Raw genomic sequence first — 26,909 nt, 5'->3', positions numbered from 1 at the left:
CTTGATGAGGCTGATAGGGTGACCTATTAGTGAATAAAGGTGGTACCACGAAGTTATCTCGTCCTTTGCTAGGACGAGTTTTTTTGTTATATAAGGAGGAAAATCAAATGATTATTGTTTTAAAACCGCATACTAATGATGAAAATATTAAAAAAATTGAAGAAATAATTCGTGATAATGGTGCTGAACCACATGTATCAAAAGGAGAAATTCAAACAATTATTGGAATGGTAGGAGATACTACCAGAATCGATCCTAAAGTAATTGAAGTAGAAGAATGTGTTGAAAAAGTAATGAAGGTTTCTGAACCATATAAATTAGCTAACCGAGCTTTTCATCCTGAAGATACAATTGTCGATGTAGCTGGAGTCAAAGTTGGTGGTGATAATCTGGCCTTGATTGCTGGACCATGTTCTGTTGAAAGTGAAGAACAGGTGATTGAAATAGCTAAATCAATTAAAGCTTCAGGGGCTAATATTTTAAGAGGTGGTGCTTTCAAACCAAGAACTTCACCATATGCATTCCAGGGAATGGGATCATCAGGATTAGATATTTTAGTAGCAGCTAAAAAAGAAACAGGACTGCCAATCTGTTCGGAATTGATGGATGCATCATATTTAGATGAATTCAATGAAAAAGTTGATTTGATCCAGATAGGGGCAAGAAATATGCAAAACTTCGATTTATTGAAAAAAGTCGGAGCTGGGACTAAAAAGCCAATTTTATTAAAAAGAGGCTTGAGTGCAACATTTGAAGAATGGATCATGTCAGCAGAATATATAATGGCAAGTGGAAATCCAAATGTCATCTTATGTGAAAGAGGGATCAGAACATTTGAAAGCTACACAAGAAATACATTGGATTTACAGGCAATCCCAGTAGTAAAGAAATTAACTCATTTACCAATAGTAATCGATCCAAGTCATGCTGGAGGAAAATGGTGGTTAGTAGAACCAATGGCAAAAGCAGCAATAGCAGCGGGAGCTGATGGATTGATGGTAGAAGTGCATAACAATCCAGAAAAAGCATTATGCGATGGACCACAATCATTAAGACCAGAAAAATATGAAAATTTATTAAAACAGATATCACAAATTGCAACTATCGTAGGTAAAAAGATCTAAATAAATAATCAAATAAGGTTATTATTTTAGCAGATTTAGTTACTATTGTCGGTTTTATAAAAAATTATAGATTAAAATGATGATATTTTTCTTGCAATTATTTGAAAATGTATATATAATAGGAACGTAGTTTAGAGTTAAAGGGGGGAATAGTTCGATGGCAAAAACTGTAGTAAGAGAAAATGAATCTTTAGATGATGCTTTACGTCGTTTTAAAAGACAAGTTTCTAGAACAGGAACCCTTGCAGAAGCTCGAAAAAGAGAGTTTTATGTAAAACCAGGTTTAAAAAGAAAATTAAAATCTGAAGCAGCAAGAAAAAACAACAAAAAAGGTAGAAGATAAAAATATCAGGGGCTTATTAAAGCCCTTTTTTTGTTTGCTCTATAAAGATTTTTTTAAACAAATTTGTACTTTAATTTATCTTAAAGACATTTACTACAAAGTTTTTCATATACTTATTATGGTGATTAGATGATTTATCTTGAAAATGACTATCTAAATATCAAATATTATGAAAATATCCTTTATTTACAAAATGATAAAATAGAAATTAAAATGCCTCAAAGCATGGTATCCATCACTGGTAAGAATTTAGAAATTAGATATTATAGCGAACAGGAAATTGTAGTTTGCGGAAAGATCGAATCTGTTAAGTTTATATGAAATTAGGATATGATTTATACGAAGTAGTCAGTGATGATATTATTTCTTTACTTAACTCTTTTAAAAAAGATCATTTAATAGTCTTTCAGTTAACTAAAATCGATGATAATACATATCGATTTTATCTACCCATCTATCAACGCTTTTTAGCTCGAAAATATAATATGCAAATTATTAAAAGTATTGGTATTTTATATTATTTAGTCGTATTGTTTTGTAAAAAAATAAATATTATAGGTGTAATTAGTTTTGCTTTGACATTACTAATTTGTAGTCGTTTTATTTTTAAAGTAGAAATAACCGGGAATAGTCCTAGTAACACTAAGTTAGTTGAAGAAGTTTTAAAAGAAAATAATATTAATGCTGGTGATTTAAAAAAATCATATCAGGAATTAAATGAGATATATGATGATTTAAAAGCTAGTTTTAAAGGAAAAATAGACTATTTGAATATTTATCAAGAAGGCGGAGTGTTATTTGTAAAATATACAAATAGTGTTGGAGCTAAAGAAGTCGAAAATAACTTTCAAAATATTTATGCAAGCAAGGATGGGGTAATTCAAAGTATTGATGTTAGTAGTGGTAATATTGTAGTACAGGTTAATCAGTTTGTTAAAAAAGGCGATCTTTTAGTGTCTAATACGATTACTTCTACAAATGGAGAAAATAAAATCATTGCTACTAAAGGAAAAGTAATGGCATATACGTATGTAACTTATCAAGGGGAAATTGATGCTAAAAAAATGGATGAAGGAGAGGCTTTTAGCTATCTTTTATATACAATTCGTGCTAAACTTGGTTCGATTGATAAAATAGATAGAGAAAAAGTTTTATCTTATGATATAATTGATAACAAAAGAGTGTTAAAAATGCAATATGTTTTAATCGAAGATATTGCTATTAAAGAGGAGAGTTAAATGACTGAACAAATCAAATTAGAAGAATTTAGTATTTCACAGCTTAATAATATAAGCGGTAATCATGATGAAAATCTAAAATTAATAGAAGATACATTTGGTATAAGCATTACTTTACGTGGTGATGAACTTTTATTAACAGGCGATAATGCTACTAATTTTGATAAAGCAAAAAAAGTTATTCAAACATTAATTGAATTGGTAAGTAAAAAAATAACTATCAGTCGTCGTGATGTTGTTTATGCTCTTAAATTAGTAGAGCAGGATAATTTAAAACATATAAATGAATTATATAATATTAGAATAACTAAAACGGCTAGTGGAAAAATGATTTATCCAAAGACGCTTGGTCAAAAAGATTATTATTTTGCTTTAAAAAATAATGATGTGGTCTTTGGAATTGGACCAGCCGGGACTGGTAAAACTTATTTAGCTGTAGTTTTTGCAGTAGATGCATTAAAAAACAATGTTGTTAAAAAGATTGTGTTAACTCGTCCAGCTGTAGAAGCAGGTGAGAATCTTGGTTTTTTACCAGGTGATTTAAAAGAAAAAGTTGATCCATATTTACGACCATTATATGATGCTTTGCATGATATGTTAGGGGTTGAACAAACAGAAAGATTAATTGAAAAAGGGGTAATTGAAATTGCACCATTAGCCTATATGCGTGGAAGAACTTTAGAAGATGCTTATGTTATTTTAGATGAAGCTCAAAATACTACTGATAATCAAATGAAGATGTTTTTAACTCGACTTGGATTTAATTCTAAAATGATTATTACTGGTGATGTTACGCAAATTGATTTACCTAGAGGGGTAGAATCTGGATTAATCAAAGCGTTAAGAATTTTAAAGGGTGTTAAAGGAATATCATTTGTTGAATTAACAGCATTAGATGTAGTTAGACATCCAGTTGTTCAAAGAATTATTGAAAGGTATGAAGGAAAATATGAATAAATTATTAATTATTGAAGATGATATTTCAATTAATAAGATTCTTTGTCATGAATTAAATAATAAAGGATATCAAGTAGATAGTTTATATGATGGTAAAGATGCTTGTGATCAAATATTAAATAATGATTATGATTTGATTTTAGTAGATTGGATGCTGCCTTATAAAGATGGGGTGGAAATAATTAAAGAATGTCGTGATAATGGTTATATTAAACCGATGATCATATTAACAGCACGTAGTGATCAAGATGATATTATCAAAGGATTAGAGTCTGGTGCTGATGATTATTTAATGAAGCCTTTCCAGGCAAATATTTTAATTGCTCGAATTGAAGCTCATTTACGACGCTATCATAAGCATTTTAAAGGTATCATTAAGTATTTAGATATTAAGATGGATTTAGCTAAACATGAAGTTTATGTAGGCGATGATTTAATTAATCTAACTAAAGTTGAATATGATTTATTACAAATGTTTATTGATAATAAAGAAGAAGTATTATCAAGACAAGAATTGTTAATGAAAATATGGAATTTCAATTATGATGGTGATACTAGATTAGTGGATATTCATGTCTTTAAATTAAAGACTAAACTAAAAGAAAGTCAAGCTCGATTCAAATCGGTTCGGGGAGTTGGTTATAAACTGGTGAAAAAAGATGAATAAAAATTATCTGAAATTGTTATTAGGATTTTTAGTAGTTTTAGTTTTAATAGCAGTTGATATTGAACATAGTGTTATTTATTTAATATGTTATACAGTGTTAGTATTAATAATTATTTATAGTATCGACCGGGATTATAAGCGGCAAATTAAATTTTACCGTCGTGAAAAAGAAAATGAAATTCATGAGGTTGAAGGAGAAAAGGATTTTAACTATAAGATTTTAAATTCATTGATCAAAACAATGAACTTGCCGATGATTTTTGTTAATAAGGAAGGTACTATAATTTTTACTAATCAAAGATTTCGTAGTGCTTTTAATATTAAGCATTTACGAGGTAAATATTATAAAGATATTTTTAAAGGACAACTATTAAATGTTGTTGATCAAAGTTATGTTTTTGAAAGAAAATTTACAGCAGCGATTGCTATCGATGATCGTTATTATCACGTTGAAGCGACGCCAATATTTCGAGATGAGGTTGTCTTTGATGGAACGATTATTTTATTTACCGATGTTTCTCAAGTAAAAGAATTAGAAAAAATGCAAAAACAGTTTCTTTCTGATGTTTCTCATGAATTAAAAACACCGATGAGTGCTATTATTGGAAGTGTCGAAATATTACAAAAAGAAGGGATAAAAAATAAGGATACTTTTAATGAGTTTATGGGTATACTATTAAAAGAAAGCTATCGGATGAAAAATATTTTAGATGATATATTAGAATTATCGCGTTTAGAAAGGCTAGAAGCTACTTTGAATCCTTCGATGGTTAATATTGATTATTTAGTTAAAGAAACTGTAGAATTGTTTGAACCGTTAGCTAAAGATAAGCATTTATCATTAGTCTATCAAACCAAAAAAGCAACTAGAGAATTAATGCTCGATTATACAGCAATAAAAACAATTTTAAATAATTTAGTTTCTAACGCTATTAAATATTCAAATTCAGGTGTTATTTCGATTAAATGTACTAATGATGAAAAGAATTTTGTAATTATTGTTCAAGATGAAGGAATTGGAATAGCTAAAGAAAATATTCCTTTTATTTTTGATCGCTTTTATCAAGTAGAACAGTCACGAAATAATAAGTATGGTACAGGATTAGGTTTAAGTATTGTAAAAAAGATGGTTGAATTATGCGAAGGTATGATTGATGTTGACAGCACCCCAGGAATTGGAACTACTTTTACAGTTACTTTGCCAATATTGAAGTAGATGTAAATATTTTACAGATAGTCCAAATTTTCACACAATATAAAAATAATTTGAACAAATTACTTTTATATTATAATTGTGTCGAATGAAGGAGTGGTAAAAATGGAAGAAAATAATCCAATGAATGAATTTGAAGAAACAGCTCAAAATGATGAAAAGAAAAAAGGTAAATTTAGTTTTAGAAGAAACAAAAGTGATAAAGGAAAAAAAGAAAGACCTAATGCAACAGGTTTATTTAGAGCGGTAATTATTGTTTTAGTAACTGCTTCTTTAGGAATGAATATCTTTTTGTTTACAGTAGTGATGGATGATTCTAATGGTAGTGGAGGTTCATCAAATTCCAATACTAAGGTAGAAACAGTAAATTATGATGTTAAAAGTTCCCTAACTGATGTAATCAATAATGTTGCTGACAGTGTTGTAGGAGTAGTTGTCTATTCAAATGGTGCTGCTAGCGGCAGTGGAAGTGGCGTTGTCTATCGTGTAAATGGTAATAGTGCTTATATAATTACTAATGAACACGTTGTTAGTGATGCTAGTGAAGTTCGAGTAGTTTTTGCAAACGGTGAATCAGTTACAGCTAATGTTGTTGGTGGTGATACTTATAGTGATATTGCAGTATTAAAATTAACAGCTGATTTTGAAATGACTGCTATTGATTGTGGTGATTCTAGTAAATTAGAAACTGGCGAAACAGTTTTAGCAATCGGTAGTCCTCTTGGAATTGAATACGCTGGAACAGTAACTCAAGGTATTGTTAGTGGAACTGATCGAACAGTTTCAGTCGATTTAAATGATGATGGTCAAGATGACTGGGATATGAATGTTATTCAAACTGATGCAGCAATCAATCCAGGTAATAGTGGTGGTGCATTAGTTAATGCAGCAGGTGAATTAGTAGGTATTACTTCAATGAAATTAGCAGATACTTCAGTAGAAGGAATGGGATTTGCTTTACCAATTAATGATGTAATTACATCAGTAGAACAAATTATAAGTAACGGAAAAGTAACTCGTCCATTTATTGGAATTTCTGGTTTCTCGTTATCAGATTATTCAAGCTATCAATTACGTTATTATCGTATTGATACTAATTTATCTGATGGTATCTATGTTTCTCAAGTTACTTCAGGTGGACCTGCAAGTAAAGCTGGAGTCCAACAAGGTGATGTCATTGTAAAATTAGATGATGTTGAAATTACAACTTATCGAAGCTTCTTATCAGAATTATATTCTAAGCAGCCAGGAGATACAGTTACATTAGTAATTAATCGTAATGGTGATGAAATGACCGTAAAAGTTACTTTAGCAGAACAATAGTAATGGGCTTTGTGAAAAACAAAGCTCTTTTCTTTTGTTATTTTTTATCATATAATAAGATAAAATTTTATTTGATAAATGGAGGGTTTATTATGTATTGTAAAAACTGTGGGAAAGAAGTAGCAGATGGGACAAAATTTTGTCCAGATTGTGGACAACCAATTGAAAATGGTAATAGTACTGGTCAAGCAATGAATCAGCATTTAGAAAATGCGCAAAACAAATTAGATGATATAGCAGAAAATATGAAGAAAAAAGAAATTGAAGTATCTGGTAAAAAATTCAATATGTTAGAAATTATTACTTTTGGATCAACAATTTTAACAGTAATAGCTTGTTTCTTACCATTTATTTCAATGGGATATTATAGTGTTAGTTTAATGGACGCTGGGAAAGATGCTATTATATTTATTATTTTAGCTGGAGCAACTAGTGTTTTAGCATACGTGGCTCAAGATCTTGCGGCTTTATGTGCGGCAATCGTTACATTAGTATATTTAATTGTTGAATTGTCAGATATAAATAGTGCTTTAAGCGGTATGGCTAATTTAGGTATCGGTGCTTATTTGATGATCGTTGCCGTTGCAGGGTTGATAATTGGAACTTTGCTTGTTTATATTAATAATAAAAAACATAACTAGCATGTCGATGCTAGTTTTTTAGTGCATATTATTTGCATTGGCTTTTAAGTTATGATATAGTCTTTTAGAAAAGAAAGTCTTCAGGGCAGGGTGCAATTCCCGACCGGCGGTAAAGTCCGCGAGCGCAAGCTGAATAGGTGCAATTCCTATACCGACAGTAAAGTCTGGATGAAAGAACGACATTTAATATGCCTTTTTGTCATGGAGATTAGTAATTTCATGATATTTTTTATTTTAAGGAGAAATTACTATGGAAAGAACTAAGACAAGAAAAATTGTATTGGCTGCTGTATTAGCTGCATTGGGAATGATTTTAGGTTTATTAGAGATTCCCTATCCTTTTGCGCCGTGGTTAAATCTTGATTTATCTGAAGTGGTTGTATTAATGGCTATTTCAATGTTAGGGTTTAAAACGGCTTTATTTGTATGTGTGTGTAAATTCTTTATTTCTATTTTGTTTAAAGGTCCTGTTGGACCAATTGCAATAGGTCAAATTACGGCATTAATTGCATCATTGACAATTTGTTGTGTTTATTATTTTTTATCAAAACATATCAAGCTTAAAAATAATTTAACAACATATGTAATTAATATGGTAATAACAATGTTTGCTTTTGCAATGGTGATGTTTATTTTAAATTATCTTTTTGTTACACCGACATATTTAATGCAAAAACCAACCTGGTTTACAGAATTACCATTTGCTGTAGATATCGAAGCCTTTAATCAACAATATGGCACAAGTATTGCTGTTCCTGGAATATTGAATTTCTTATCACCATATGGTCAAGCTATTTTTATCATTTATTTCCCATTTAACTTTATTAAAGGAATTATTTCTGCTATTGTTTATTATATAGTAAGACCGATTGAGGATAAGTTTAAGGAGGCATAAGATGAATATAGCGTTGATTGCTCATGATAAGAAAAAGGAAGAAATGATAGAATTTGTTAAGGATAATGAAGAATTATTTGCTAAACATAATTTATATGGAACTGGTACAACAGGTAAAAAAATAATGGAAAATACTAACTTAACTGTTCACCGGTTTTTATCAGGTCCATATGGAGGAGATCAGCAAATTGGTAGTATGATTGCTACTGGTAAGATGGATATGGTTTTCTTTTTCCGTGATCCACTTACTGCTCAACCTCACGAACCGGATATCAGTGCTTTAATGCGTCTATGTGATGTTCATTATATTCCACTAGCATCTAATAAAGCAACGGCATTGATTTTATTAAAAAGTTTATAAAGTAAGTCACAGCGTTTGCTGTGATTTTTTTAATATGCAAATAACTATGATATAATATATAGATGGATTTTTATTTGAATTGTTGGGGTGAAGGATTATGGGTGATGTTGAAAAAAGGAGATTTAAAAAGTTTTTATATTATATTTTTGTTTTTATTGGTTTTGCAATGGATATGACATTGAAGATAAATTATTCATTTTCAATGTTAAGTATCTTTATAGGACAGATATTGTGTAAAGAAAAATTAGATCAAATTACCAAATTAGATTACTTTTTAGGCTTAGTTGTTTTACCGGTGTTATTAAAATTATTTTTTAACTTATTACATAACTAACAATAAAAAAATCCATAAGCACAACCTATGGATCTTAAAACTAAATTATTCTTCTACAGAAATTGCTTCTACAGGGCAGCATTCTGCAGCTTCTTTAGCGCTATCGATATCTCCTTCACCAACAACATGAGCTAATCCTTCGTCATTGATTTCAAAAATATCAGGTGCGATACCAGTGCAAGCACCACAACCGATGCAAGCATCACTTACTGTAATTTTAGCCATTATAATTCCTCCTTCTTTATCTATTATAACTCAAAATAGTGTAATTTCCAATATTTATAAATAAATTACTAAAAAAGTATGTTATAATGTACGACGAAAGGGTGATTTTAAGTGAATAATTCACGTGTAAATAAATATCGCGAATTAAGAGAAGGAATAAAAGAAGAAGTTGGAATAAACCGCGAAGGTACCGACGATAATGTTAATAATAGTAATTCAGTAGATGAAGATGATGATTTTTTATTATCAGTTAATCGGGCTTTTCGTAGTGAAAGAAAAGAACCTGATATTGAAGATACTTTAACAGAAGCTAAAACTTTTGAACAAATGCAACGAGAAAGTAGTGAAGAAATTGATCGTGCTTTGCGCAGTGCCAAAGTTAGTGTAGGAAAAGCAGCGCATTATAATACCAGAATGGATATTTTAAATAAAATTCGAGAACCAGAAAAACAAGTAGTACGTTTAAATAAATTCGATAATGTTAGTACTTCACAATTTTCAAAGGGATTTTTTGTAAATGGTGATGATGAGGAGCTAATTGATGAAATTAGTGATAAATCAGAAAAGAAGAAGATGACTTTGATGGAACGTTTAGCTAGTATGTCACCAGAAGAAGATGCTAAAAAAGCAAAGTTGATCATGGAAGAAGAAAACGTTTTTGAAGATGAGGAAGAAAACGAAGAACTAGATGAAGTAACAGAACCGGTTTTAGAACAGACTAAATCTTTAGAAGAAATGTTAAAACAAATAAAAGAAAAAGATCAACGTGAAGTGGAAAAAGTTTTAAAACAAAAAGAAATGACAACAAGCCAGCGAATAATTAAAGAGGAAACTGTTGAAGCGGATTTAGATGAAGAAAGCGAAGAAATAGAAGAAAATAATAATGATAAAGGTGATCGAGTAGCGACAATTTTAAACTATATTATTATCTTTTTAGTTATTGTATTTGTTGGTTTATGTGGTATGATAGGGTACCAGATATTCTTTTAAACTAAGGACCACCTTAGTTTTTTTAAAGAAATGGAGGTTTTTATTATATGAAAAAGATTTCAATTGCAATTGATGGACCAAGTGCAGCTGGAAAAAGTACAATTGCGAAAATTGTTGCTAAAAAACTTGATTATGTGTATATTGATACCGGTGCGATGTATCGATGTGTAGGATATTATTGTTTAGAAAATAATGTTGATTTACATGATGAAAATGCTGTGACTCAAGCACTTGATAACATAAAAATAGAAATGAATAGTGCTAATCAGGTTTTTTTAAACCAGGAAGATGTTAGTGCTAAAATTCGCCATGATCGTATCTCAATGGCTGCAAGTGTTGTTTCCACTTATCAGGAAGTTAGAAACTTTTTGGTTTTACAACAAAGACAAATGGCTAGTCAAGGCGGTGTGATTTTAGACGGTCGTGATATTGGGACAGTTGTTTTACCAGATGCACAGTTGAAAATATATCAAGTTGCTAGTAGTAAAACTAGAGCTAAAAGACGTTATTTAGAAAATTTACAACGTGGCTTAGAAGCTGATTTAGATACTATCCAAAAAGAAATTGAACAGCGCGATTATCAAGATATGCATCGTAAAATATCACCATTAAAAAAAGCGGATGATGCAATTGAAATCGATACTTCTGATTTAAGTTTAGAAGAAGTCGTAGATAAAGTGATGGAATTAGTTATTCAAAAACAAAAGGAGGGATAAAATGGCTGGAATTGTTGCTATTGTCGGAAGAGCTAATGTTGGAAAATCAACGATTTTTAATCGAATTGTTGGTGAAAGAATTTCCATAGTTGAAGATGTTGCTGGGGTAACTCGAGATCGTATTTATGCTACGGCATCATGGTTAACTAAAGAATTTCGAGTTATTGATACCGGTGGAATCGAATTAGAAAATGCTTCTTTTACTGCCCAAATTAAAATGCAGGCAGAAATTGCTATTGAAGAAGCTGATTTGATTGTTTTTGTTGTCAATGGTCGTGAAGGTATTACTCGTGAAGATGAATATGTTGCTCGATTATTACAGAAATCAAGAAAGCCAGTTTTATTAGCTGTTAATAAAATAGATGATGAATCTTATAAAGATAATATTTATGAATTTTATAATTTAGGAATTGGTGATCCAATACCAGTTTCTGGAAGCCATGGAATTGGAATCGGTGATTTATTAGACGAAATTATTAAACAGCTGGATTTTACAGAAGATGAATTTGATGATGATGAAATTCGTTTTTCAATTATTGGTCGTCCTAATGTTGGGAAATCTTCACTTACTAATGCTATTTTAGGTGAAGAAAGAGTAATTGTTTCTGATGTTGCTGGAACTACTCGTGATGCAATCGATACGGTTTTTGAAAAAGATGGTCAAAAATATCGAGTTGTCGATACTGCGGGAATGAGAAAAAAAGGAAAAGTTTATGAAAATATTGAAAAATATTCAATTATTAGAGCAATGTCAGCAATTGAAAAAAGTGACGTTATTATTGTAGTTGTTGATGCTGATGTTGGTATCATTGACCAGGATAAACATGTTGCTGGATATGCTCATGAAGCTGGTAAAGGTGTCATCTTGGTTGTTAATAAATGGGATTTAGTTACCAAAGATGATAAAACAATGAATAAGATGGAAAAAGAATTGCGCAGTCAATTTAAATATCTAGATTATGCAAGAATTATTTTTATCTCTGCTAAAACTCATCAGCGTGTAAATCAGTTATTCCCATTAATACAAGAAGCTTATTTAAATTCACATAAACGTGTTCAAACAAGTGTTTTAAACGATGTTTTAGTAGATGCTCAAGCAATTAATCCAACTACTACTTTTAATGGGGGACGTTTAAAAATATTTTATGCTAATCAAGTAAGTATTTGTCCGCCAACATTTGTATTGTTTGTAAATGATCCTCAATATATGCATTTTAGTTATAAACGATATTTAGAAAATCGCTTAAGAGAATCATTTGGTTTTGAAGGAACACCAATACATATTATTTGTCGTAAACGGGATTAAGTAAGGAAGTGAGAAAATGAGTAAAATTGCAGTATTAGGGACAGGTAGCTGGGCAACTGCCTTAAGTAGAGTTTTAGTTGATAATCAAAATGAAATTATGATGTATGGAATCGAACAAAGCCAAATCGATGACATAAATCTTAATCATCAAAATCAAGCGTTTTTTAAAGATGTATATTTAGAAAATGAAATTCAGGCTACAAATAATTTAGAAGAAGCATTAAAGGACATGGATTATTTATTAATAACTATTCCTACTCAATATGTAAAAGAAACATTAGAAAAAGTTAAACCATATATTAAAAAGAAAATAACAGTTATAAATGCTGCTAAGGGGTTTGACTTAGGAACAAATATGCGGATGTCTGATACAATTCGTAGTGTTTTAGATGAAAGCTTAATTAATCCAGTCGTTTCTTTGATTGGGCCTAGCCACGCTGAAGAAGTTGTAATTAGAATGTTAACAACTGTATGTGCTGTTTCGCTAGATGATGAAATGGCCCGTGATGTGCAAATGTTATTCTCTAATGATTATTTTAGAGTTTATCGTTTAAACGATGAAGTAGGAGCTGAATATGGGGTAGCAATAAAAAATGTTATTGCTGTAGCTGCTGGCGTTTTAAGTGGTTTAGGATATGGTGATAATACTAAAGCAGCATTAATTACTCGTGGTTTAGCTGAAATGGTTCGTTATGGAACTAAAAAAGGCGGTCGTTTAGAAACATACATGGGATTAACGGGTGTAGGAGATTTGATCGTCACATGTTCATCAATTCATTCTCGAAATTTTCAAGCTGGTTTGGAAATTGGCAAAAATAATGATGCTCGTTCTTTTATGAAAAATAATAAAAAGACTTGTGAAGGAATTAGAACTTGTCGTGTTATTTATGAAGATGCTAAGAAATATCCTGATATTGAATTACCGATAATTAATGCGATTTATAATGTTTTATACAACAATCATGAACCTAAACGGGAAATACAACAATTAATGCGTCGGGAATTAAAAATCGAAGGGTAACGTTATTTAATTATTTTCATATTATATAGTGGTGATAATATGAAAGATGAAGATATTTTTTTAGATAAAGTAGTAAAAAAGACTAACGTCAATAAAGGGGAAATTTTAAAACTGGCTAATGATTTGCAAACTAAAGATTTAAATAATGAAAATGATATTCGTGAATTTATTTTAAGTGTTGCTAAAGTGACAAATAAGTCGATTAGTCCAAGTAAAGTTGATAAATTAGTATCAATGATCAAGAATAATAAAGTTCCTCGAGATATTGATCGAATGGTTTAGACAATGTATTAAAATAAACGATAAAAACAAATATTTTTTGTGTTGACTTATGGTATTATTTTATATATAATTGTCATTGCGGTTATGGAAAGGTGATTATTTTGAAATACAATTTACAATGGATTGTTAAGCATCACGGAAAATTTGATTTTGAAGAAGGAATTACTTTTCCTTCAGAGGTGTTTGACCAGTATACTCAAATTAATGACTTGAAGGACATTATTGTTTCAGGAACCGGAAATCTTGATTCAAATGATAGACGCCTTTATGTTGATCTTAATATTAAAGGAACGATGATTCTTCCTTGTGCACTTACATTAGAAGATGTTGAGTATCCTTTTGAAATTAATTCAACCGAGGTGTTTGCTTTTGAAAAACCTGATCCCTTAGAGGATGTTCATGAGGTAAAAAAAGATATTGTCGATCTTACACCAGTGGTATTTGAAAACATTATGTTAGAAGTACCAATGCGTGTAGTTAAAGACGACGCTAATATTAAATCTGAAGGAAAAGGTTGGAGAATATTAGATAACAGTGCTAGTGATACCAATGATGAAGATTACATTGATCCTAGGTTAGCTAAGTTGAAAGATTATTTTAAAGATAAATAGGAGGTTATACTGATGGCAGTACCATTTAGAAGAGTTTCAAGTACAAGAAGAAATAAGAGAAGAACTCATGACAAACTTTCAGCACCAGCTGTAGTTGTATGTCCTGAGTGCGGTGAATACAAATTATCACATCGTGTTTGTAAACACTGCGGTACTTATAAAGGTCAAAAAGTTTTATAAAATTTGTTTTTAGCGGACACTATCATTTATTGATAGTGTTTTTTGTTTATAATAGAAATTTATGTGAAAAAAACGGCTATTTTTGATGATTAGCCGTTTTTTTCATTAATAACAAAAATCACAAAAATGCTATACAAAAGATTAAATACAGTATATAATAAGTGGTAAGAAGTGTTAAATCGTGTTAGAGAGTGTTAAGAAGTGGGTGATAAATAATGTTTATGGGGCAATTTAAGCATAACATCGACGCCAAAGGGCGTCTTATTATTCCCTCAAAATTAAGAGAACAATGTGGGGATAGTGTTGTTGTTACCCGTGGACTTGATGGCTGTCTAGCGTTATACACAATTGATGGATGGAATGAATATTATGAAAAACTTCATAAATTGCCCACTACTAAAAGACAAGCTCGTGATTATGTCAGGATTGTAACTTCAATGGCTGACGAACTTGTTTTTGATAAACTTGGTAGAGTTAATATCTCATCATTTTTGCGTAAAGAAGCTAATTTAGAAAAAGAATGTATGATTATCGGAGCTGGTGATCATGTGGAAATCTGGAACAAAGATCGGTGGGATAGTTATTATGATAGTAAAAAAGATAGTTTTGATGATATTTGTGAATCTTTAGATGATTTTGATTTTGATTTATAGGAGAGAAAAATGTTTGATCATGTAACAGTATTATTGAACGAAGCAGTAGAAGGCTTAAATATAAAAGAAGATGGGATTTACGTTGATTGCACTTTAGGTGGAGCCGGACACAGTATGGCAATTTTAAAACAGCTTACTTCGGGACATCTATATTGTTTTGATCAAGATCAAATGGCTATTGATGCAGCTAAATCGCGATTAGAAGCAATTGGTGATAATTTTACGATTTTTTATTCTAATTTTGTGAATTTAAAAGAGATGCTAGCTAGTGAAAATGTCACTAAAGTTGATGGAATAATTTTTGATTTGGGTGTATCATCACCACAATTTGACACTGGAGAACGAGGTTTTAGTTATAATCATGATGCTCGTTTGGATATGCGTATGGATAAATCTAATGATTTAGATGCATATAAAATAGTTAATACGTGGTCCTATGAACAAATAGTAGAAATTTTATACAAATATGCTGATGAAAAGTTTGCTAAACAAATAGCACGTAAGATTGAACAAAAGCGAAAGATTAAACCGATTGAAACAACATTTGAACTTGTTGAGGTTATTAAAGACGCTTTACCAGCTTCAGTGTTACGTAAAAAAGGACATCCAGCTAAAAAAACTTTTCAGGCACTGAGAATTGCAGTAAATGATGAGTTAAATGTATTTGATAAAGCATTAAAAGATGCGTTAGATATCTTAAACGTTAATGGAAGAATTGCAGTAATTACTTTCCATAGTTTAGAAGATAAGATTTGTAAATATACATTTAACGACGTGACTAAATTAAAAGATGTGCCGGCGGGGTTACCGGTAATCCCGGATTATTTACAGCCAAAGTTTAAATTGGTAAATAAAAAACCAATCGTCGCAAGTAAAGCTGAACTGGCTGTTAATCATCGGGCTCATTCAGCGAAACTTAGAATAATTGAAAGGGTGGTCGAAAATGAAGCATAAAAAAAGAAGAACTAAATTTGAAGCTTTTTCACAAAGATTTTTAATAATAACAATGGTTATTTTTGTTTTTGGAATTATTGGTGTTAAATCAATGGAATCAAAATATAATCGTGATATTCAGGTTTTACAAAGTGATATTCAAAAAGCACAAAATGACATTGATAGTTTAGAAATGCAAAAACAAGAGTTAGCATCTTTTTCTAGATTAAATGCAGTTGCTAGCCAAAAAGGGTATACATATAGTAATGATGCTGTAGCCGCCTCTAATGCAGCATCGGTAAATGAATAATGAATCAGTTTAAGAGTGCAAAGATTGCTTATGTTATCTTTGCATTAGTTATTTTTTCTTTAGTCGCTAATATTGTTTATCTAGGATTAACAGGTAAACATTTAATTAGTGATAATGATATTGCCGCTTTTGCACAATCAAGAGGCAAAGCAGAGACGGTAGAATATGCTGATCGTGGTGAAATTTTCACTAGTGATAACGAAATAGTAGCAACTAATGTAAAAAAATATAAATTAATTGCAGTACTTTCAAGCAGTCGAATCAATTTTAGCGATAAAGCAGCTTATGTTGAAGATATTGTAGCTACTGCAAATGCTATTGGTCCTATTATCGGAATGGATCCAACAACAATGGCACAGCAAATGCAAGAAAAGGCAGCCGCTGGAGCATACCAAGTTGAATTTGGAAATTATGGCAATAACTTAAGTGCTAGTGTCAAAAAACAAATTGAAGATACTGGGCTTCCAGGTTTAGAATTTGAAGATAGTAATACTCGTAACTATCCTTATGGTGATTTTTGTAGTTATATTATTGGTTATGCTAAATCATCTGAAAAAGATAGTGTTAAACAATTAGTTGGTGAAATGGGCTTAGAAGCTATTTATGATGATACTTTAGCTGGTGAAAATGGCTATAAAGTTTATCAGATGGATTCTAAAGGATATGTTTTACCAGATGGTATCTTAGAAGAAAAAGATGCTGTTAATGGTCAAGATATTTATTTAACTATTAATAGTTCTTTACAAAGAGAATTAGATTATCAGCTTGCTAACGAAGCAGCGGCAGCTGGTGCCAGCAAGGCTTCATGTACAATTATGGAAGCTAAAACTGGAAAAATTTTAGCTACTTCTACTTATCCATCATTTAATCCTAATGAACGTAATATTAGTGATTATAAAAACTTTTTATTCGATACTGCTTATGAATGTGGATCAGTATTTAAAACATTTGTTTATGCTAGTTCAATAGAAAGTGGTTTGTATAGTGGTGAAGCAACATATGAATCAGGGCAATATGATTATGGGGCAAGTCGACCAATTCGTGACCATAATAATGGTGCCGGTTGGGGAACTATTACTTATAATGAAGGATTTTATCGTTCTAGTAATGTTGCTATTTGTAACTTATTAGAAAGAGGTTATACAAATCGTGAAGATGTCGAACAGGTGTATGAAGATTTAGGATTTTTCCAATCAAGTACAGTTGATGGTTTCGATGCAGCTGCTGGAGTTGCATTATATAAAACTGATAGCAGTCGTGCTGCCTATTTAACTACAGGGTTTGGACAAGGTTCAACAGTTACATCATTACAGCTTTTAAAAGCATATAGTGCTTTTGCAAATGATGGAAAAACAGTTGATCCATATTTAGTAGAAAGAATCGTTGATACAGAAACTAATGAAGTTACATATGCCACAAAAACTAATTATTCAAAACAAATCTTTTCATCACAAACAGTACAGCAAATTAGAGATTTATTAAAAGGGGTAGTTAGTGATGAAACAGGAACTGGTAAAAAATTTGCATTAACAAATGGTGTTCAAATGATTGGTAAAACTGGTACTGGTCAATTAGTAGAAAATGGAGCTTATTCAACTACTAGTTATACAAAATCATTTATGGGAATGGCTCCATATGAAGATCCACAAATTATTGTAAATATTGTTTTCCAAGGGCCTGATAATGATACAACTCAACATCAAGCTAACGTTATACAAAACGTTATGCCAACAGCGTTATCAATTGTATCATCATATAATGCCCCAGAAACTACTAGTAGTAGTGATGGAGATTATAAGTTAGATTCATTTATTAATCAAAGTGCAAGTTTTGTTAAATCTAAATTAGAATCTAAATCAATCAATGTTCAATTGATTGGTAATGGTAGTACAGTTTTAGAACAATATCCTGAAGCTAAAACTAAAGTAACCAAAAATGATCGTGTCTTTTTAAAGACTGAGTCAACGGATATTACATTACCTAATTTTGTTGGCTGGTCACGAAAAGATATTTCCACTTATGCTTCATTATCTGGTTTGAATATTACTATTCAAGGAGATAGTGGCCAGGTGGCTGCTCAAAGTTTACCAGAAGGAACATTGGTTCATGCTGGTGATACAATAACTATTGCTTTACAGTAAGGTCTATGGGCCTTACTTTTTTCATATATTTAACTAGGTGGTTAAATGATTTATGAACTAACAAAAAAGAAAATAAAAATTGTTAAGATCATTACAATAATTATTGTTGTAGCAATTATTATAAAAATTGGTTATATTCAAATTGTTGATCGGGTAAATATCTATAATCGAGCAGTTGATTTGTGGCAAAGAAGTTTTCCTGTTGAGGCTAATAGGGGATTAATATTAGATGGGGATAATAATGTTTTAGCTACTAATTTAACGACAGCTTCATTAGTTGTTGTCCCTAGTCAAATTAAAGATGTCGTGGCAACGGCTAATAAATTAGCAGATATTTTAAATGTTGATGTTAAAGTAATTGAAGAGAAGATAAGTAAAAATGTTTCAATTCAAAGAATCCAGCCTGAAGGACGCCAGCTAGATGATGAAACTGCTGCTAGAATCGATCGTTTAAAATTACCAGGAGTATATTTAATTAAAGATTCTAAACGTTATTATCCAAATGGAAGTTATTTAGCACAAACGCTAGGATTTGTTGGAATTGATAATCAGGGATTGCTTGGTTTGGAGTTGAAATATGATTCTTATTTAGATGGCAGTAATGGAAGTATTGATTATTTCATGGATGCTAAAAGTAATCCGATTTCTTTATATCCTAGTGTTTATAATGCTCCTACTAGCGGTTTTAATATTCAACTTACAATTGATGGCGATATTCAAGATATTGTAGAGCGAGAGTTAGATAACGCTTATGATACTTATAATCCAGATGGTATCTGGGCATTAGCAATGGATCCTAATACTGGTAAAATTTTAGCAATGGCTTGTAAGCCGGATTTTGATCCAAATGATTATCAAAATGCTGATCCTGATGTTTATAATCAAAATATACCAATTTGGAAATCTTATGAACCAGGTTCTACATTTAAGATTATTACATTTTCATCGGCATTAAATGAAAATTTGTTTGATATGGATAAGGATACTTATTATGATCAAGGCTATGAAATAGTAGGTGGAGCTAGAATTAAATCATGGAAAAAAGGTGGACATGGCTTGCAGACTTTTAGAGAAGTGCTTCAAAACTCTTCCAATCCTGGATTTGTTGAAATAGGTAGAAGATTAGGAAAAGATAAATTATATGAATATGTCCAGAAATTTGGTTTGACAGAAAAAACTGGTGTTGATTTGCCAGGAGAATCTAAGGGGATAATGTTTGATTACGAAAATTTTAACGAATTAGAACAAGCTACCGTTGCATTTGGCCAAGGGATTTCAGTAACGCCAATGCAATTAGTTCGAGCGGTTTGTGCATGTGTAAATGGCGGAACTTTGTATCAGCCTTATATTGTAGATAGTGTAATCAATAATTATTCAAATGATATTGTCTATCAGCAACAGCCGCAACCTTTAAGACAGGTCATTAGTGAAGAAACATCAAAAAAAGTATGCGATGCTTTAGAATCAGTAGTTAGTGATGGTGGCGGTAGAAATGCCTATATTGATGGTTATCGTATTGGTGGTAAAACAGGAACTGCTCAAAAAGCAGTTAATGGTAGTTATGTCGATGGAGGATATATTCTTTCTTTTATTGGGATTGCGCCAATCGATGATCCTCAGATTGTTTTATATGTGGCAATGGATAATCCCAAAAACTGTGTTCAATATGGTGGAACGACAGTGGCTCCAATTGCTCGTAAAATGCTAGTGGATATTTTACCAAGTATGGGAATTGAAAAAGTAAGTAAACAAAAAGAAAAAACATATACTTATATGGATGTTGAATCAATCAAGGTAGAAAATTATGTTGGTAAATCTAAAAGTGAAGTCAGCAATCCTAAATTAAAATTTGAATTTATTGGTGAAGGTGATAAAGTAATTGATCAGTTACCACGAGTTGGGGAATCTGTTGAAGCAGGATCAACTATTGTTATTATGTTAGGAAAGTAAAAAAGCAGGAAACTGCTTTTTTGCTTTGTAATTTGGGGACAATTTGACATTTTATAGTGTTTATAATATTATAATATCAATGTTATTTATAAGGAGATATGATTAATTGTGGACCCGAGTCAGATAGTTAATATTGTTGTATTTATTATTTTAATATGTTTATCTAGTTTTTTCTCGTGTACAGAAACAGCGTTTTTATCGGCAAATAAAATCAGGATGCGTAATTTGGCTGAAGAAGGGGATCGTCGAGCTAAAAAAGTAGAAAAACTTTTATCAAATACAGATCGTTTGTATAGTTCGATTTTAGTTGGTAATAACTTAGTTAATATTGGAGCGTCTTCATTGACTACTTCAATTGTTATTTCAATCTTTGGTAACTCAGCTTCATTAGTTGCTGCAGCATCAGGGGTAGTTACTTTGTTGATTTTGGTATTTGGAGAAATAACACCTAAAACATTTGCTACTAAAAATGCTGATCGAATAGCTTTGTTTATGTCGGGATTTGTTTCATTCATTTGTTTTATATTTACACCAGTAGTTTTTTTATTGAATATTATTACTGGATTTATAATTAAACTATTAGGTGGTAATAAGGATAATGGACCGACAATGACTGAAGAAGATCTCAAAACAATTGTAACTGTTGGTCATGAAGAAGGGGTATTGGAAGAAGAAGAAAAAGAGATGATTCATAATGTTTTTGAATTTGGTGAAACCGAAATCAAGGAGATTATGACACCGAGAATCAATGTTGATAGTATTCCTGATGATTGTAGTTATCAAGAATTAATGGAAATATATAAACGTGGACAATTTTCTAGATATCCGGTACATAGTGAAAGCTTTGATGAAATTGTTGGGGTATTAAATGTAAAGGATTTATTATTCTTTAATATTGATCCAGATGAATTTGAAGTTAAAGATTACATGCGTGATACATTTGTTGTTTATGAATTTAATGAAGTTGGCGATGTTTTTGCCGCTATGCGTAAAGAACATGTTTCATTAGCGATTGTTTTAGATGAATATGGAGTTATGAGCGGGATTGTAACTTTTGAAGATATCGTCGAAGAAATTGTTGGTGAAATTGATGATGAATATGATGATGAAGACGACGATATGATAATTAAATTAAGTGAAAATGAATTTTTAATTGATGGTAGCTTGAATTTAAATGAAGTTAATGATAAAGTAGGAACGGATTTTGATTCTGAGGATTTTGAATCGATTGGTGGCTTAGTTCTTGGTGAAGTTTCGGGAGTGCCAGAAATTGATGAAGAAGTCCAAATCGATAATGTCTTATTTAGAATTGTAAAAATGCATAAAAATAGGATTGCTCAATTAAAAGTTACTATTTTAGAAGAAGAGGAAGAAGGAGAGCATCGCTAAGATGGCTTTCCTTTTTTAAAGGAGATGTGTAGGATGAATAAAAATATTGAAATAAAAAAAGTTGGGATCAATGGAGAAGGAATTGGTTATTTAGATCGTAAGATCGTATTTGTACCTGGAGCATTACCAGGAGAAGAAGTTGTTGTAGATATTGTTAAAAGAAATAGAGGATATAGTGAAGGAAAATTAGTGAAAATTTTAAAACCGTCTAAAAACCGAGTTAAACCACAATGTTTTCTATATGATAATTGTCAAGGCTGCAATATGATGCATATGACTTATTTATCACAGTTAAAAGAAAAAAAAGAAGCAGTTCGAGAATCAATTAGAAAATATAGTGAATATGATTTATCAAAAACTGTTTTTAAAGATGTAATCAAAGCTGATAAACAAACTGGTTATATTACTAGTGTTAATTTACCAGTTGTTCGATTTAAAGATAAAATCACATTTGGTATTTATCAACGTGAAAGTAAGTATTTAACAGTTATGAATCGCTGTTTAAAACACCATCCTTTGATTAATCAATGTTTGAATGATTTGGAAACAATTCTTACAAATGAAGATTGTCGAGTTTATAATGATAAATTTAAAACAGGACTTAGATTTTTAAAAGTAAAATTAGTTGAAGATAAAATTCAATTAGTTTTCATTACTGGTCGTGATGGTTTAAGTGATCAAACAGTTAAACAGATCAGTCAATTACCGTATGTTGCTGGAATATTTATGTCAGTAAATACATCTAAGTATCAAGAGTTTGATGAAACTGGTTATTCAAAGTTATATGGGTCATCACGTTTAGAAATGTATCATGATGATAAAAAATATTTAGTAGGTATTAAAACTAAATTACCTGAAAATATTGATATGATGTGGAAAGAAAATCAAATTGTTAAAACAATGGTTAAAGATAGCCAGAAAATAATTTCAATTAATTGTAAAGCAGGATTTTTAGAGTTAAATTTAGACCAGGAAGAAATTATTGCAATTGATGAAAAGAAATATCATATTGAAGATGCTAAATTAAATGCTAAGTATTTAAATCGTGATAATGTTAAATTTATCGCTGGAAAAGTAGATGAAAGAATAGTAACTCACGCTAAAAAGAAAATTTATGATACTTTGATTATTCATGGTGATCGAACAAAAATTAGTGAAAGAATTATTAATACAATTAAAATAGCACGTTTTAATACAGTTATTTATATTAGTCAATCACATTCATCATTAGCTAAAGATATTGCTGAGTTGGATAAAAGTTATGATATTGAACGAATCGCTGGTTTAGATACATCTTGTCATAATACTTATTTGACAACGATTGTAAAATTAGTTCGTAAAGCAAGATAGAAGGAGGAAAAGTAAATGGAAATTAAATATCAGCCACATGGGGTATGTTCAAGACAAATTATTATTGATGTTGAAGATGGCATTGTAAATAGTGTTAAATTTGTAGGGGGATGTTCAGGAAATACTCAAGGTGTAGCAGCATTGGCCAAAGGTATGAAGGTTAATGATGTAATAGATCGTTTAGAAGGGATTCGCTGTAATAGTAAACCAACAAGCTGTCCTGATCAATTAGCTAAAGCTTTAAAAGAAAACGCAAGATAGTGGAAAGCGATTTCCACTTCTTTTCATTTTATCGCTAAATTAACATATAATATCATAGGTGATTATATGTTGATTAAAATAAAAAAATTACAATTAATTTGTGGAATAATCCTATTAATGCAAGTATTATGTCCAATGTGGATTATTCCTTTTCATTTATTAGCAGTAATATTATCAATTGTTATTATTGGCTGGCAAAAGAAATTTTGTGTCTTACAAGTACAATATCATTATTATATTTTAATTCTTTATGCCTATCGAATCTGGTTATTAAATTGTCCGGCTTGGGATATTTTTAATACCTTATATTTATGTTTGTGTCTTTATTTAGCAATAATGATCATATTGTTTTCATTTCGGGCAATTTTGTAATATCTTTTTAAATAGCTTATTTAGTGGTATAATAGAAACAGTATGAAAGGATGTGGAGATGATGCTAGGACATTTACAAGTTTATAGTTCATATAGTTTTCAAAATAGTACTATATTGATCGATGAGTTGGTTAAGAAAGCTAGTGATCTCCATTTTGAGGCACTAGCTTTAACTGATAAAGACAATATGTATGGGGCAATAGAGTTTTTTAAAGCTGCTAAAAAATATGGAATTAAACCAATATTTGGAATTGAAGCTAGTGTTTTAATTGAAAGTGAAGTTTATCCATTGTTGTTATTAGCTAAAAATACTGCTGGATACTTTGATTTGGTAAAAATTACTAGTGAAATTTGTCTAAGTGATAAAAAAGCTATTCCATTATCACACTTAGCGATGCATCAAGAGCATCTTTTTGTTATTTCAGCTTGTAAAGAAGGAATTATTGAACGTCTTGTTTTAAAAGAACTAGATTCTCAAGCCCTCCAATATATAGAGTTATTTAAAAAGTCTTTTAAAAACTTTTTTATCGGGATTCAAAATCATCATTTAGCTTTACAACAAAATCTAAATGAAAAATTAATCGCACTAGCGACAATAGAAAATGTTGAAATATGTGTAACCAATGAAGTACGTTATTTAACACCTGATGAAGCTTATACTTTAGATTTACTACAAGCTTCTTCAAGACAAACAACATTAGAATTAAATCATCAAGTATTAACAGATCAATTATATTTAAAATCTAGTTATGAAATGGATAGTATGTTTGATTTAAAATATATTGAAAATACTAATAGAATTATTAGTTTATGTAATGCAACAATTCCTACTGATTGCATGTATTTGCCTAAATATCCAGTTCCTAATAATGGTAAGGCTAGTGAATATTTAAAACAATTATGCTTTGTAGGTTTAAAAAAACGTTTTAAAGGTAGTGAAGTACCACATAAATATTTTGAACGTTTAAACAAAGAGTTACAGGTAATCAATAAAATGGGATTTGATGATTATTTTTTAATTGTTTTTGATTATGTGCGTTACGCTAAAAAAAATAAAATAATAGTTGGTCCAGGCCGGGGCTCTGCTGCTGGTAGTTTAGTAGCTTATGTTTTAGGTATTACTAATATTGATCCTTTAAAATATGATTTATTATTTGAACGTTTTTTAAATGAAGAAAGAATTAGTATGCCGGATATTGATATTGATTTTCAAGATGATCGTCGTGATAAAGTAGTTGAATATGTAGCTCAAAAATATGGTCATCAACATGTGGCTCAAATTGTTACATTTTCAACCTATGGACCAAAGGTGGCTATTAAAGATCTAGGTAAAGTATTAAAAGTGCCATTGCCACGTTTAGAATTATTGGCTAAAAATATCCCGACTGATTCTAAGAATCGAAAATCGGCAAAAGAAGTTTATGAAACATCTTATAATTTTCAAAATATGGTTAATAAAGATCAGGCCTTATCTAAGATCATGCCGTCAGTTTTTATTGTTGAAAAATTACCACGTAATATTTCGACCCATGCTGCTGGTGTAGTTTTATCAAATGAACCGTTAAATCAGATCGTACCCTTAGTTAAAGGACCAAATGATGGTGTTGTTACTCAGTATTCTAAAGATTATATTGAAGATGCTGGTTTATTGAAAATGGACTTTTTAGGTTTGAAGAATTTAACGATGATTGATCATATAATCAAAGATATTGAAAAGAATTATAATATTAAAATAAATATTAATGAGATTGATTTTAATAATCAAAAAACTTATCAAATGATAAGTCGCGGTGAAACATTTGGGATTTTCCAATTAGAGTCATCAGGAATGAAAAATTTGCTTGTTAAAATGAAATGCGATTGTTTAGATGATATGATTGCTGCAATAGCATTATATCGTCCCGGACCAATGGCTAATATTCCATTATATATTGCTCGTAAAACTGGTAAAGAACCAGTTACTTATCCATTACCTTGTTTAAAACCAATTTTACAATCTACATATGGAATTATGATATACCAGGAACAGATAATGCAAGTTGCCCAAAGAGTTGCTGGGTTTTCGCTTGCTAAAGCAGATATCTTGCGTAAAGCAATGTCGAAAAAAACGGCGAGTTTGATGCATTCAATGCGCAATGAATTTATAGAAGGTGGTTTAGCTAATGGTTTTAGTCAAGATGAGGTTGAAGAAATATATAATTTAATTGAAAAATTTGCTGATTATGGTTTTAATAAAGCCCACTCAGTTGCTTATGGTTATGTTGCTTATTATTTAGCTTATTTGAAAGCTAACTATCCATTAGAATTTTTTAGTGCCTTGTTATCAAATGGCCAAAGTAGTGATTCTAATAAAATTAATTGTATCCAGGAAGCTAAAAAGTATGGCATTAAAATTTTGCCGCCATCAATTAATTATTCAACTAATCGTTTTAAAGTAGAAGATAGTAATATTCGTTATTCATTAATGGCGATAAAAAATGTTGGTTATGCTGGATATCAAGCGATTGTTGAACAAAGAAATAAAGGTTTGTTTAAAGATATTTTTGATTTTATTTCCCGAATGGAAGCAAGCAAGGTTAATAGTAAAATGTTAGAAAGTCTAATTATGGCTGGAGCATTTGATGAGTTTAAATTAAATCGAATGACCATCAAAGAAAATTTACATAAAATCATGGAATACGCCGAGTTGAAAAATACGATTGGTATTGATGAACCGCCAATTTTGACAATTGTCAAAGATAATAAAATGAAAGTTTTAGAAGAAGAAAAAATGGTTTTGGGTGTTTATTTATCGATGCATCCAATTGCTTTGATAAAACAAAATTTAGATGTTAAAATTGTTGACGTAAATCAATTAAATAGATATATTAATCAAAACGTTCGATTGGTCTTAAATGTTACCCGAGTAAAAGTAATTGTTGATAAAAAAGGACAAGAAATGTGTTTTGTTGATGGAAGTGATGAAACCGGAACAGTTGATGGAGTTGTTTTTGCTTCTAATTTCCAGGCTTTAAAAAAGGTTTTAGTACGTGGTAATATTTATTTAATCGAAGGTAGAGTTAATTATCGTGATAAATTATCATTAGTAATTAATCAAGCTAGAAATATACGCTAAGAAAGGAA

The 26,909-nt window shown here is 30.5% G+C and carries 30 protein-coding genes, 1 riboswitch and 1 other annotated feature (1 of these 32 only partly in view); of the genes, 29 read left to right on the top strand and 1 reads right to left on the bottom strand.

The features are described from left to right. Positions 1–69, top strand: a binding site (T-box leader); it begins 178 nt to the left of the window's first position. A 38-nt stretch (positions 70–107) separates the two neighbouring features. The 12 genes from aroF to ABGT36_RS09245 all read left to right on the top strand — a co-directional run bounded on the left by aroF (position 108) and on the right by ABGT36_RS09245 (position 9,096). Continuing rightward, entirely contained in the window at positions 108–1,124 is a 1,017-nt protein-coding gene (gene aroF, locus ABGT36_RS09300; RefSeq protein ID WP_346677687.1) for a 3-deoxy-7-phosphoheptulonate synthase, read from the top strand. A gap of 157 nt (positions 1,125–1,281) precedes the next feature. Next, positions 1,282–1,467 (top strand): 30S ribosomal protein S21, encoded by a 186-nt coding sequence (gene rpsU / locus ABGT36_RS09295; protein ID WP_087302092.1) that lies wholly within the window; start codon positions 1,282–1,284, stop codon positions 1,465–1,467. Positions 1,468–1,596: 129 nt separating this feature from the next. Beyond that, on the top strand, positions 1,597–1,788 hold the full coding sequence (locus tag ABGT36_RS09290; RefSeq protein ID WP_087302094.1) for a YabP/YqfC family sporulation protein: 192 nt from the start codon (positions 1,597–1,599) through the stop codon (positions 1,786–1,788). After that, complete coding sequence (locus ABGT36_RS09285; protein WP_346677686.1) at positions 1,785–2,705, top strand: sporulation protein YqfD; 921 nt, start codon at positions 1,785–1,787, stop codon at positions 2,703–2,705. Before ABGT36_RS09290 ends, ABGT36_RS09285 begins: the two co-directional genes overlap by 4 nt. Then, positions 2,706–3,662 (top strand): PhoH family protein, encoded by a 957-nt coding sequence (locus ABGT36_RS09280; protein ID WP_087302098.1) that lies wholly within the window; start codon positions 2,706–2,708, stop codon positions 3,660–3,662. Continuing rightward, positions 3,655–4,329, top strand: coding sequence for a response regulator transcription factor (locus tag ABGT36_RS09275; protein ID WP_087302100.1), 675 nt, complete (start codon positions 3,655–3,657; stop codon positions 4,327–4,329). The genes ABGT36_RS09280 and ABGT36_RS09275 overlap by 8 nt, the downstream gene beginning before the upstream one ends. Further along, entirely contained in the window at positions 4,322–5,545 is a 1,224-nt protein-coding gene (locus tag ABGT36_RS09270; protein WP_346677685.1) for a HAMP domain-containing sensor histidine kinase, read from the top strand. Before ABGT36_RS09275 ends, ABGT36_RS09270 begins: the two co-directional genes overlap by 8 nt. Before the next feature lie 102 nt (positions 5,546–5,647). Beyond that, complete coding sequence (locus ABGT36_RS09265) at positions 5,648–6,865, top strand: trypsin-like peptidase domain-containing protein (protein ID WP_346677684.1); 1,218 nt, start codon at positions 5,648–5,650, stop codon at positions 6,863–6,865. A 92-nt stretch (positions 6,866–6,957) separates the two neighbouring features. After that, a complete protein-coding gene (locus ABGT36_RS09260; RefSeq protein ID WP_158095225.1) occupies positions 6,958–7,506 on the top strand; it encodes a zinc-ribbon domain-containing protein in 549 nt (182 codons plus the stop codon). 72 nt (positions 7,507–7,578) lie between these two features. Further along, a riboswitch (FMN riboswitch) is annotated at positions 7,579–7,691 on the top strand. A 65-nt stretch (positions 7,692–7,756) separates the two neighbouring features. Continuing rightward, positions 7,757–8,401 (top strand): Gx transporter family protein, encoded by a 645-nt coding sequence (locus ABGT36_RS09255; protein WP_087372078.1) that lies wholly within the window; start codon positions 7,757–7,759, stop codon positions 8,399–8,401. Between the two features lies 1 nt (position 8,402). Next, positions 8,403–8,762, top strand: a complete 360-nt coding sequence (locus ABGT36_RS09250; protein WP_087372081.1) for a methylglyoxal synthase — start codon at positions 8,403–8,405, stop codon at positions 8,760–8,762. Between the two features lie 97 nt (positions 8,763–8,859). Further along, positions 8,860–9,096, top strand: coding sequence for a hypothetical protein (locus ABGT36_RS09245; protein ID WP_087302111.1), 237 nt, complete (start codon positions 8,860–8,862; stop codon positions 9,094–9,096). 45 nt (positions 9,097–9,141) lie between these two features. Here ABGT36_RS09245 and ABGT36_RS09240 read toward each other — a convergent pair whose 3' ends face one another. After that, positions 9,142–9,321: a ferredoxin gene (locus tag ABGT36_RS09240; protein ID WP_087302113.1), complete on the bottom strand. Its 180-nt coding sequence runs from the start codon at positions 9,319–9,321 to the stop codon at positions 9,142–9,144. A 111-nt stretch (positions 9,322–9,432) separates the two neighbouring features. Between ABGT36_RS09240 and ABGT36_RS09235 the strand changes: the two genes are divergently transcribed. The 17 genes from ABGT36_RS09235 (at position 9,433) to dnaE (ending at position 26,901) form a co-directional block, all read left to right on the top strand. Beyond that, the gene (locus tag ABGT36_RS09235) at positions 9,433–10,311 is read left to right on the top strand and encodes a hypothetical protein (protein ID WP_296883806.1); all 879 of its coding nucleotides are present in this window, start codon (positions 9,433–9,435) and stop codon (positions 10,309–10,311) included. 47 nt (positions 10,312–10,358) lie between these two features. Next, entirely contained in the window at positions 10,359–11,027 is a 669-nt protein-coding gene (gene cmk, locus ABGT36_RS09230; RefSeq protein WP_087302117.1) for a (d)CMP kinase, read from the top strand. 1 nt (position 11,028) lies between these two features. Next, positions 11,029–12,333: a ribosome biogenesis GTPase Der gene (der, locus tag ABGT36_RS09225; RefSeq protein WP_087302119.1), complete on the top strand. Its 1,305-nt coding sequence runs from the start codon at positions 11,029–11,031 to the stop codon at positions 12,331–12,333. Between the two features lie 16 nt (positions 12,334–12,349). Continuing rightward, positions 12,350–13,354, top strand: a complete 1,005-nt coding sequence (locus ABGT36_RS09220; RefSeq protein WP_087302121.1) for an NAD(P)H-dependent glycerol-3-phosphate dehydrogenase — start codon at positions 12,350–12,352, stop codon at positions 13,352–13,354. Positions 13,355–13,393: 39 nt separating this feature from the next. Further along, positions 13,394–13,636, top strand: a complete 243-nt coding sequence (locus ABGT36_RS09215; RefSeq protein WP_087302123.1) for a stage VI sporulation protein F — start codon at positions 13,394–13,396, stop codon at positions 13,634–13,636. 92 nt (positions 13,637–13,728) lie between these two features. Beyond that, a complete protein-coding gene (locus tag ABGT36_RS09210) occupies positions 13,729–14,247 on the top strand; it encodes a DUF177 domain-containing protein (protein WP_087302125.1) in 519 nt (172 codons plus the stop codon). A 12-nt stretch (positions 14,248–14,259) separates the two neighbouring features. Next, positions 14,260–14,427 carry a 50S ribosomal protein L32 gene (rpmF, locus tag ABGT36_RS09205; RefSeq protein WP_087302127.1) on the top strand — a complete coding sequence of 56 codons (168 nt, stop codon included), beginning with the start codon at positions 14,260–14,262 and terminating at the stop codon, positions 14,425–14,427. Positions 14,428–14,642: 215 nt separating this feature from the next. Further along, positions 14,643–15,080, top strand: coding sequence for a division/cell wall cluster transcriptional repressor MraZ (gene mraZ / locus ABGT36_RS09200; RefSeq protein ID WP_300080260.1), 438 nt, complete (start codon positions 14,643–14,645; stop codon positions 15,078–15,080). 9 nt (positions 15,081–15,089) lie between these two features. After that, a complete protein-coding gene (gene rsmH, locus ABGT36_RS09195; RefSeq protein WP_087372094.1) occupies positions 15,090–16,034 on the top strand; it encodes a 16S rRNA (cytosine(1402)-N(4))-methyltransferase RsmH in 945 nt (314 codons plus the stop codon). After that, a complete protein-coding gene (locus tag ABGT36_RS09190) occupies positions 16,024–16,323 on the top strand; it encodes a hypothetical protein (protein ID WP_087302133.1) in 300 nt (99 codons plus the stop codon). The genes rsmH and ABGT36_RS09190 overlap by 11 nt, the downstream gene beginning before the upstream one ends. Continuing rightward, positions 16,323–18,464, top strand: a complete 2,142-nt coding sequence (locus ABGT36_RS09185) for a penicillin-binding protein (protein WP_087372097.1) — start codon at positions 16,323–16,325, stop codon at positions 18,462–18,464. The genes ABGT36_RS09190 and ABGT36_RS09185 overlap by 1 nt, the downstream gene beginning before the upstream one ends. Positions 18,465–18,509: 45 nt before the next feature. Further along, positions 18,510–20,414: a penicillin-binding transpeptidase domain-containing protein gene (locus tag ABGT36_RS09180; protein ID WP_346677683.1), complete on the top strand. Its 1,905-nt coding sequence runs from the start codon at positions 18,510–18,512 to the stop codon at positions 20,412–20,414. 108 nt (positions 20,415–20,522) lie between these two features. Then, the gene (locus tag ABGT36_RS09175) at positions 20,523–21,803 is read left to right on the top strand and encodes an HlyC/CorC family transporter (RefSeq protein ID WP_087302139.1); all 1,281 of its coding nucleotides are present in this window, start codon (positions 20,523–20,525) and stop codon (positions 21,801–21,803) included. A 33-nt stretch (positions 21,804–21,836) separates the two neighbouring features. Next, positions 21,837–23,153, top strand: a complete 1,317-nt coding sequence (rlmD, locus tag ABGT36_RS09170) for a 23S rRNA (uracil(1939)-C(5))-methyltransferase RlmD (protein WP_346677682.1) — start codon at positions 21,837–21,839, stop codon at positions 23,151–23,153. Between the two features lie 15 nt (positions 23,154–23,168). Continuing rightward, positions 23,169–23,414: a TIGR03905 family TSCPD domain-containing protein gene (locus ABGT36_RS09165; protein WP_087302142.1), complete on the top strand. Its 246-nt coding sequence runs from the start codon at positions 23,169–23,171 to the stop codon at positions 23,412–23,414. A gap of 66 nt (positions 23,415–23,480) precedes the next feature. Continuing rightward, positions 23,481–23,786, top strand: coding sequence for a hypothetical protein (locus ABGT36_RS09160; protein ID WP_087302143.1), 306 nt, complete (start codon positions 23,481–23,483; stop codon positions 23,784–23,786). A 58-nt stretch (positions 23,787–23,844) separates the two neighbouring features. Then, positions 23,845–26,901 carry a DNA polymerase III subunit alpha gene (gene dnaE, locus ABGT36_RS09155; protein ID WP_346677681.1) on the top strand — a complete coding sequence of 1,019 codons (3,057 nt, stop codon included), beginning with the start codon at positions 23,845–23,847 and terminating at the stop codon, positions 26,899–26,901. The last annotated feature ends 8 nt before the right edge of the window (positions 26,902–26,909 follow it).

The sequence above is a fragment of the Erysipelatoclostridium sp. An173 genome (assembly GCF_963931465.1).
In the GTDB taxonomy this organism is placed as follows: domain Bacteria; phylum Bacillota_I; class Bacilli_A; order Erysipelotrichales; family Coprobacillaceae; genus Thomasclavelia; species Thomasclavelia merdavium.
Note: the sequence above shows the minus strand (reverse complement) of the source record. Positions and strands in the feature narration are given on the sequence as shown.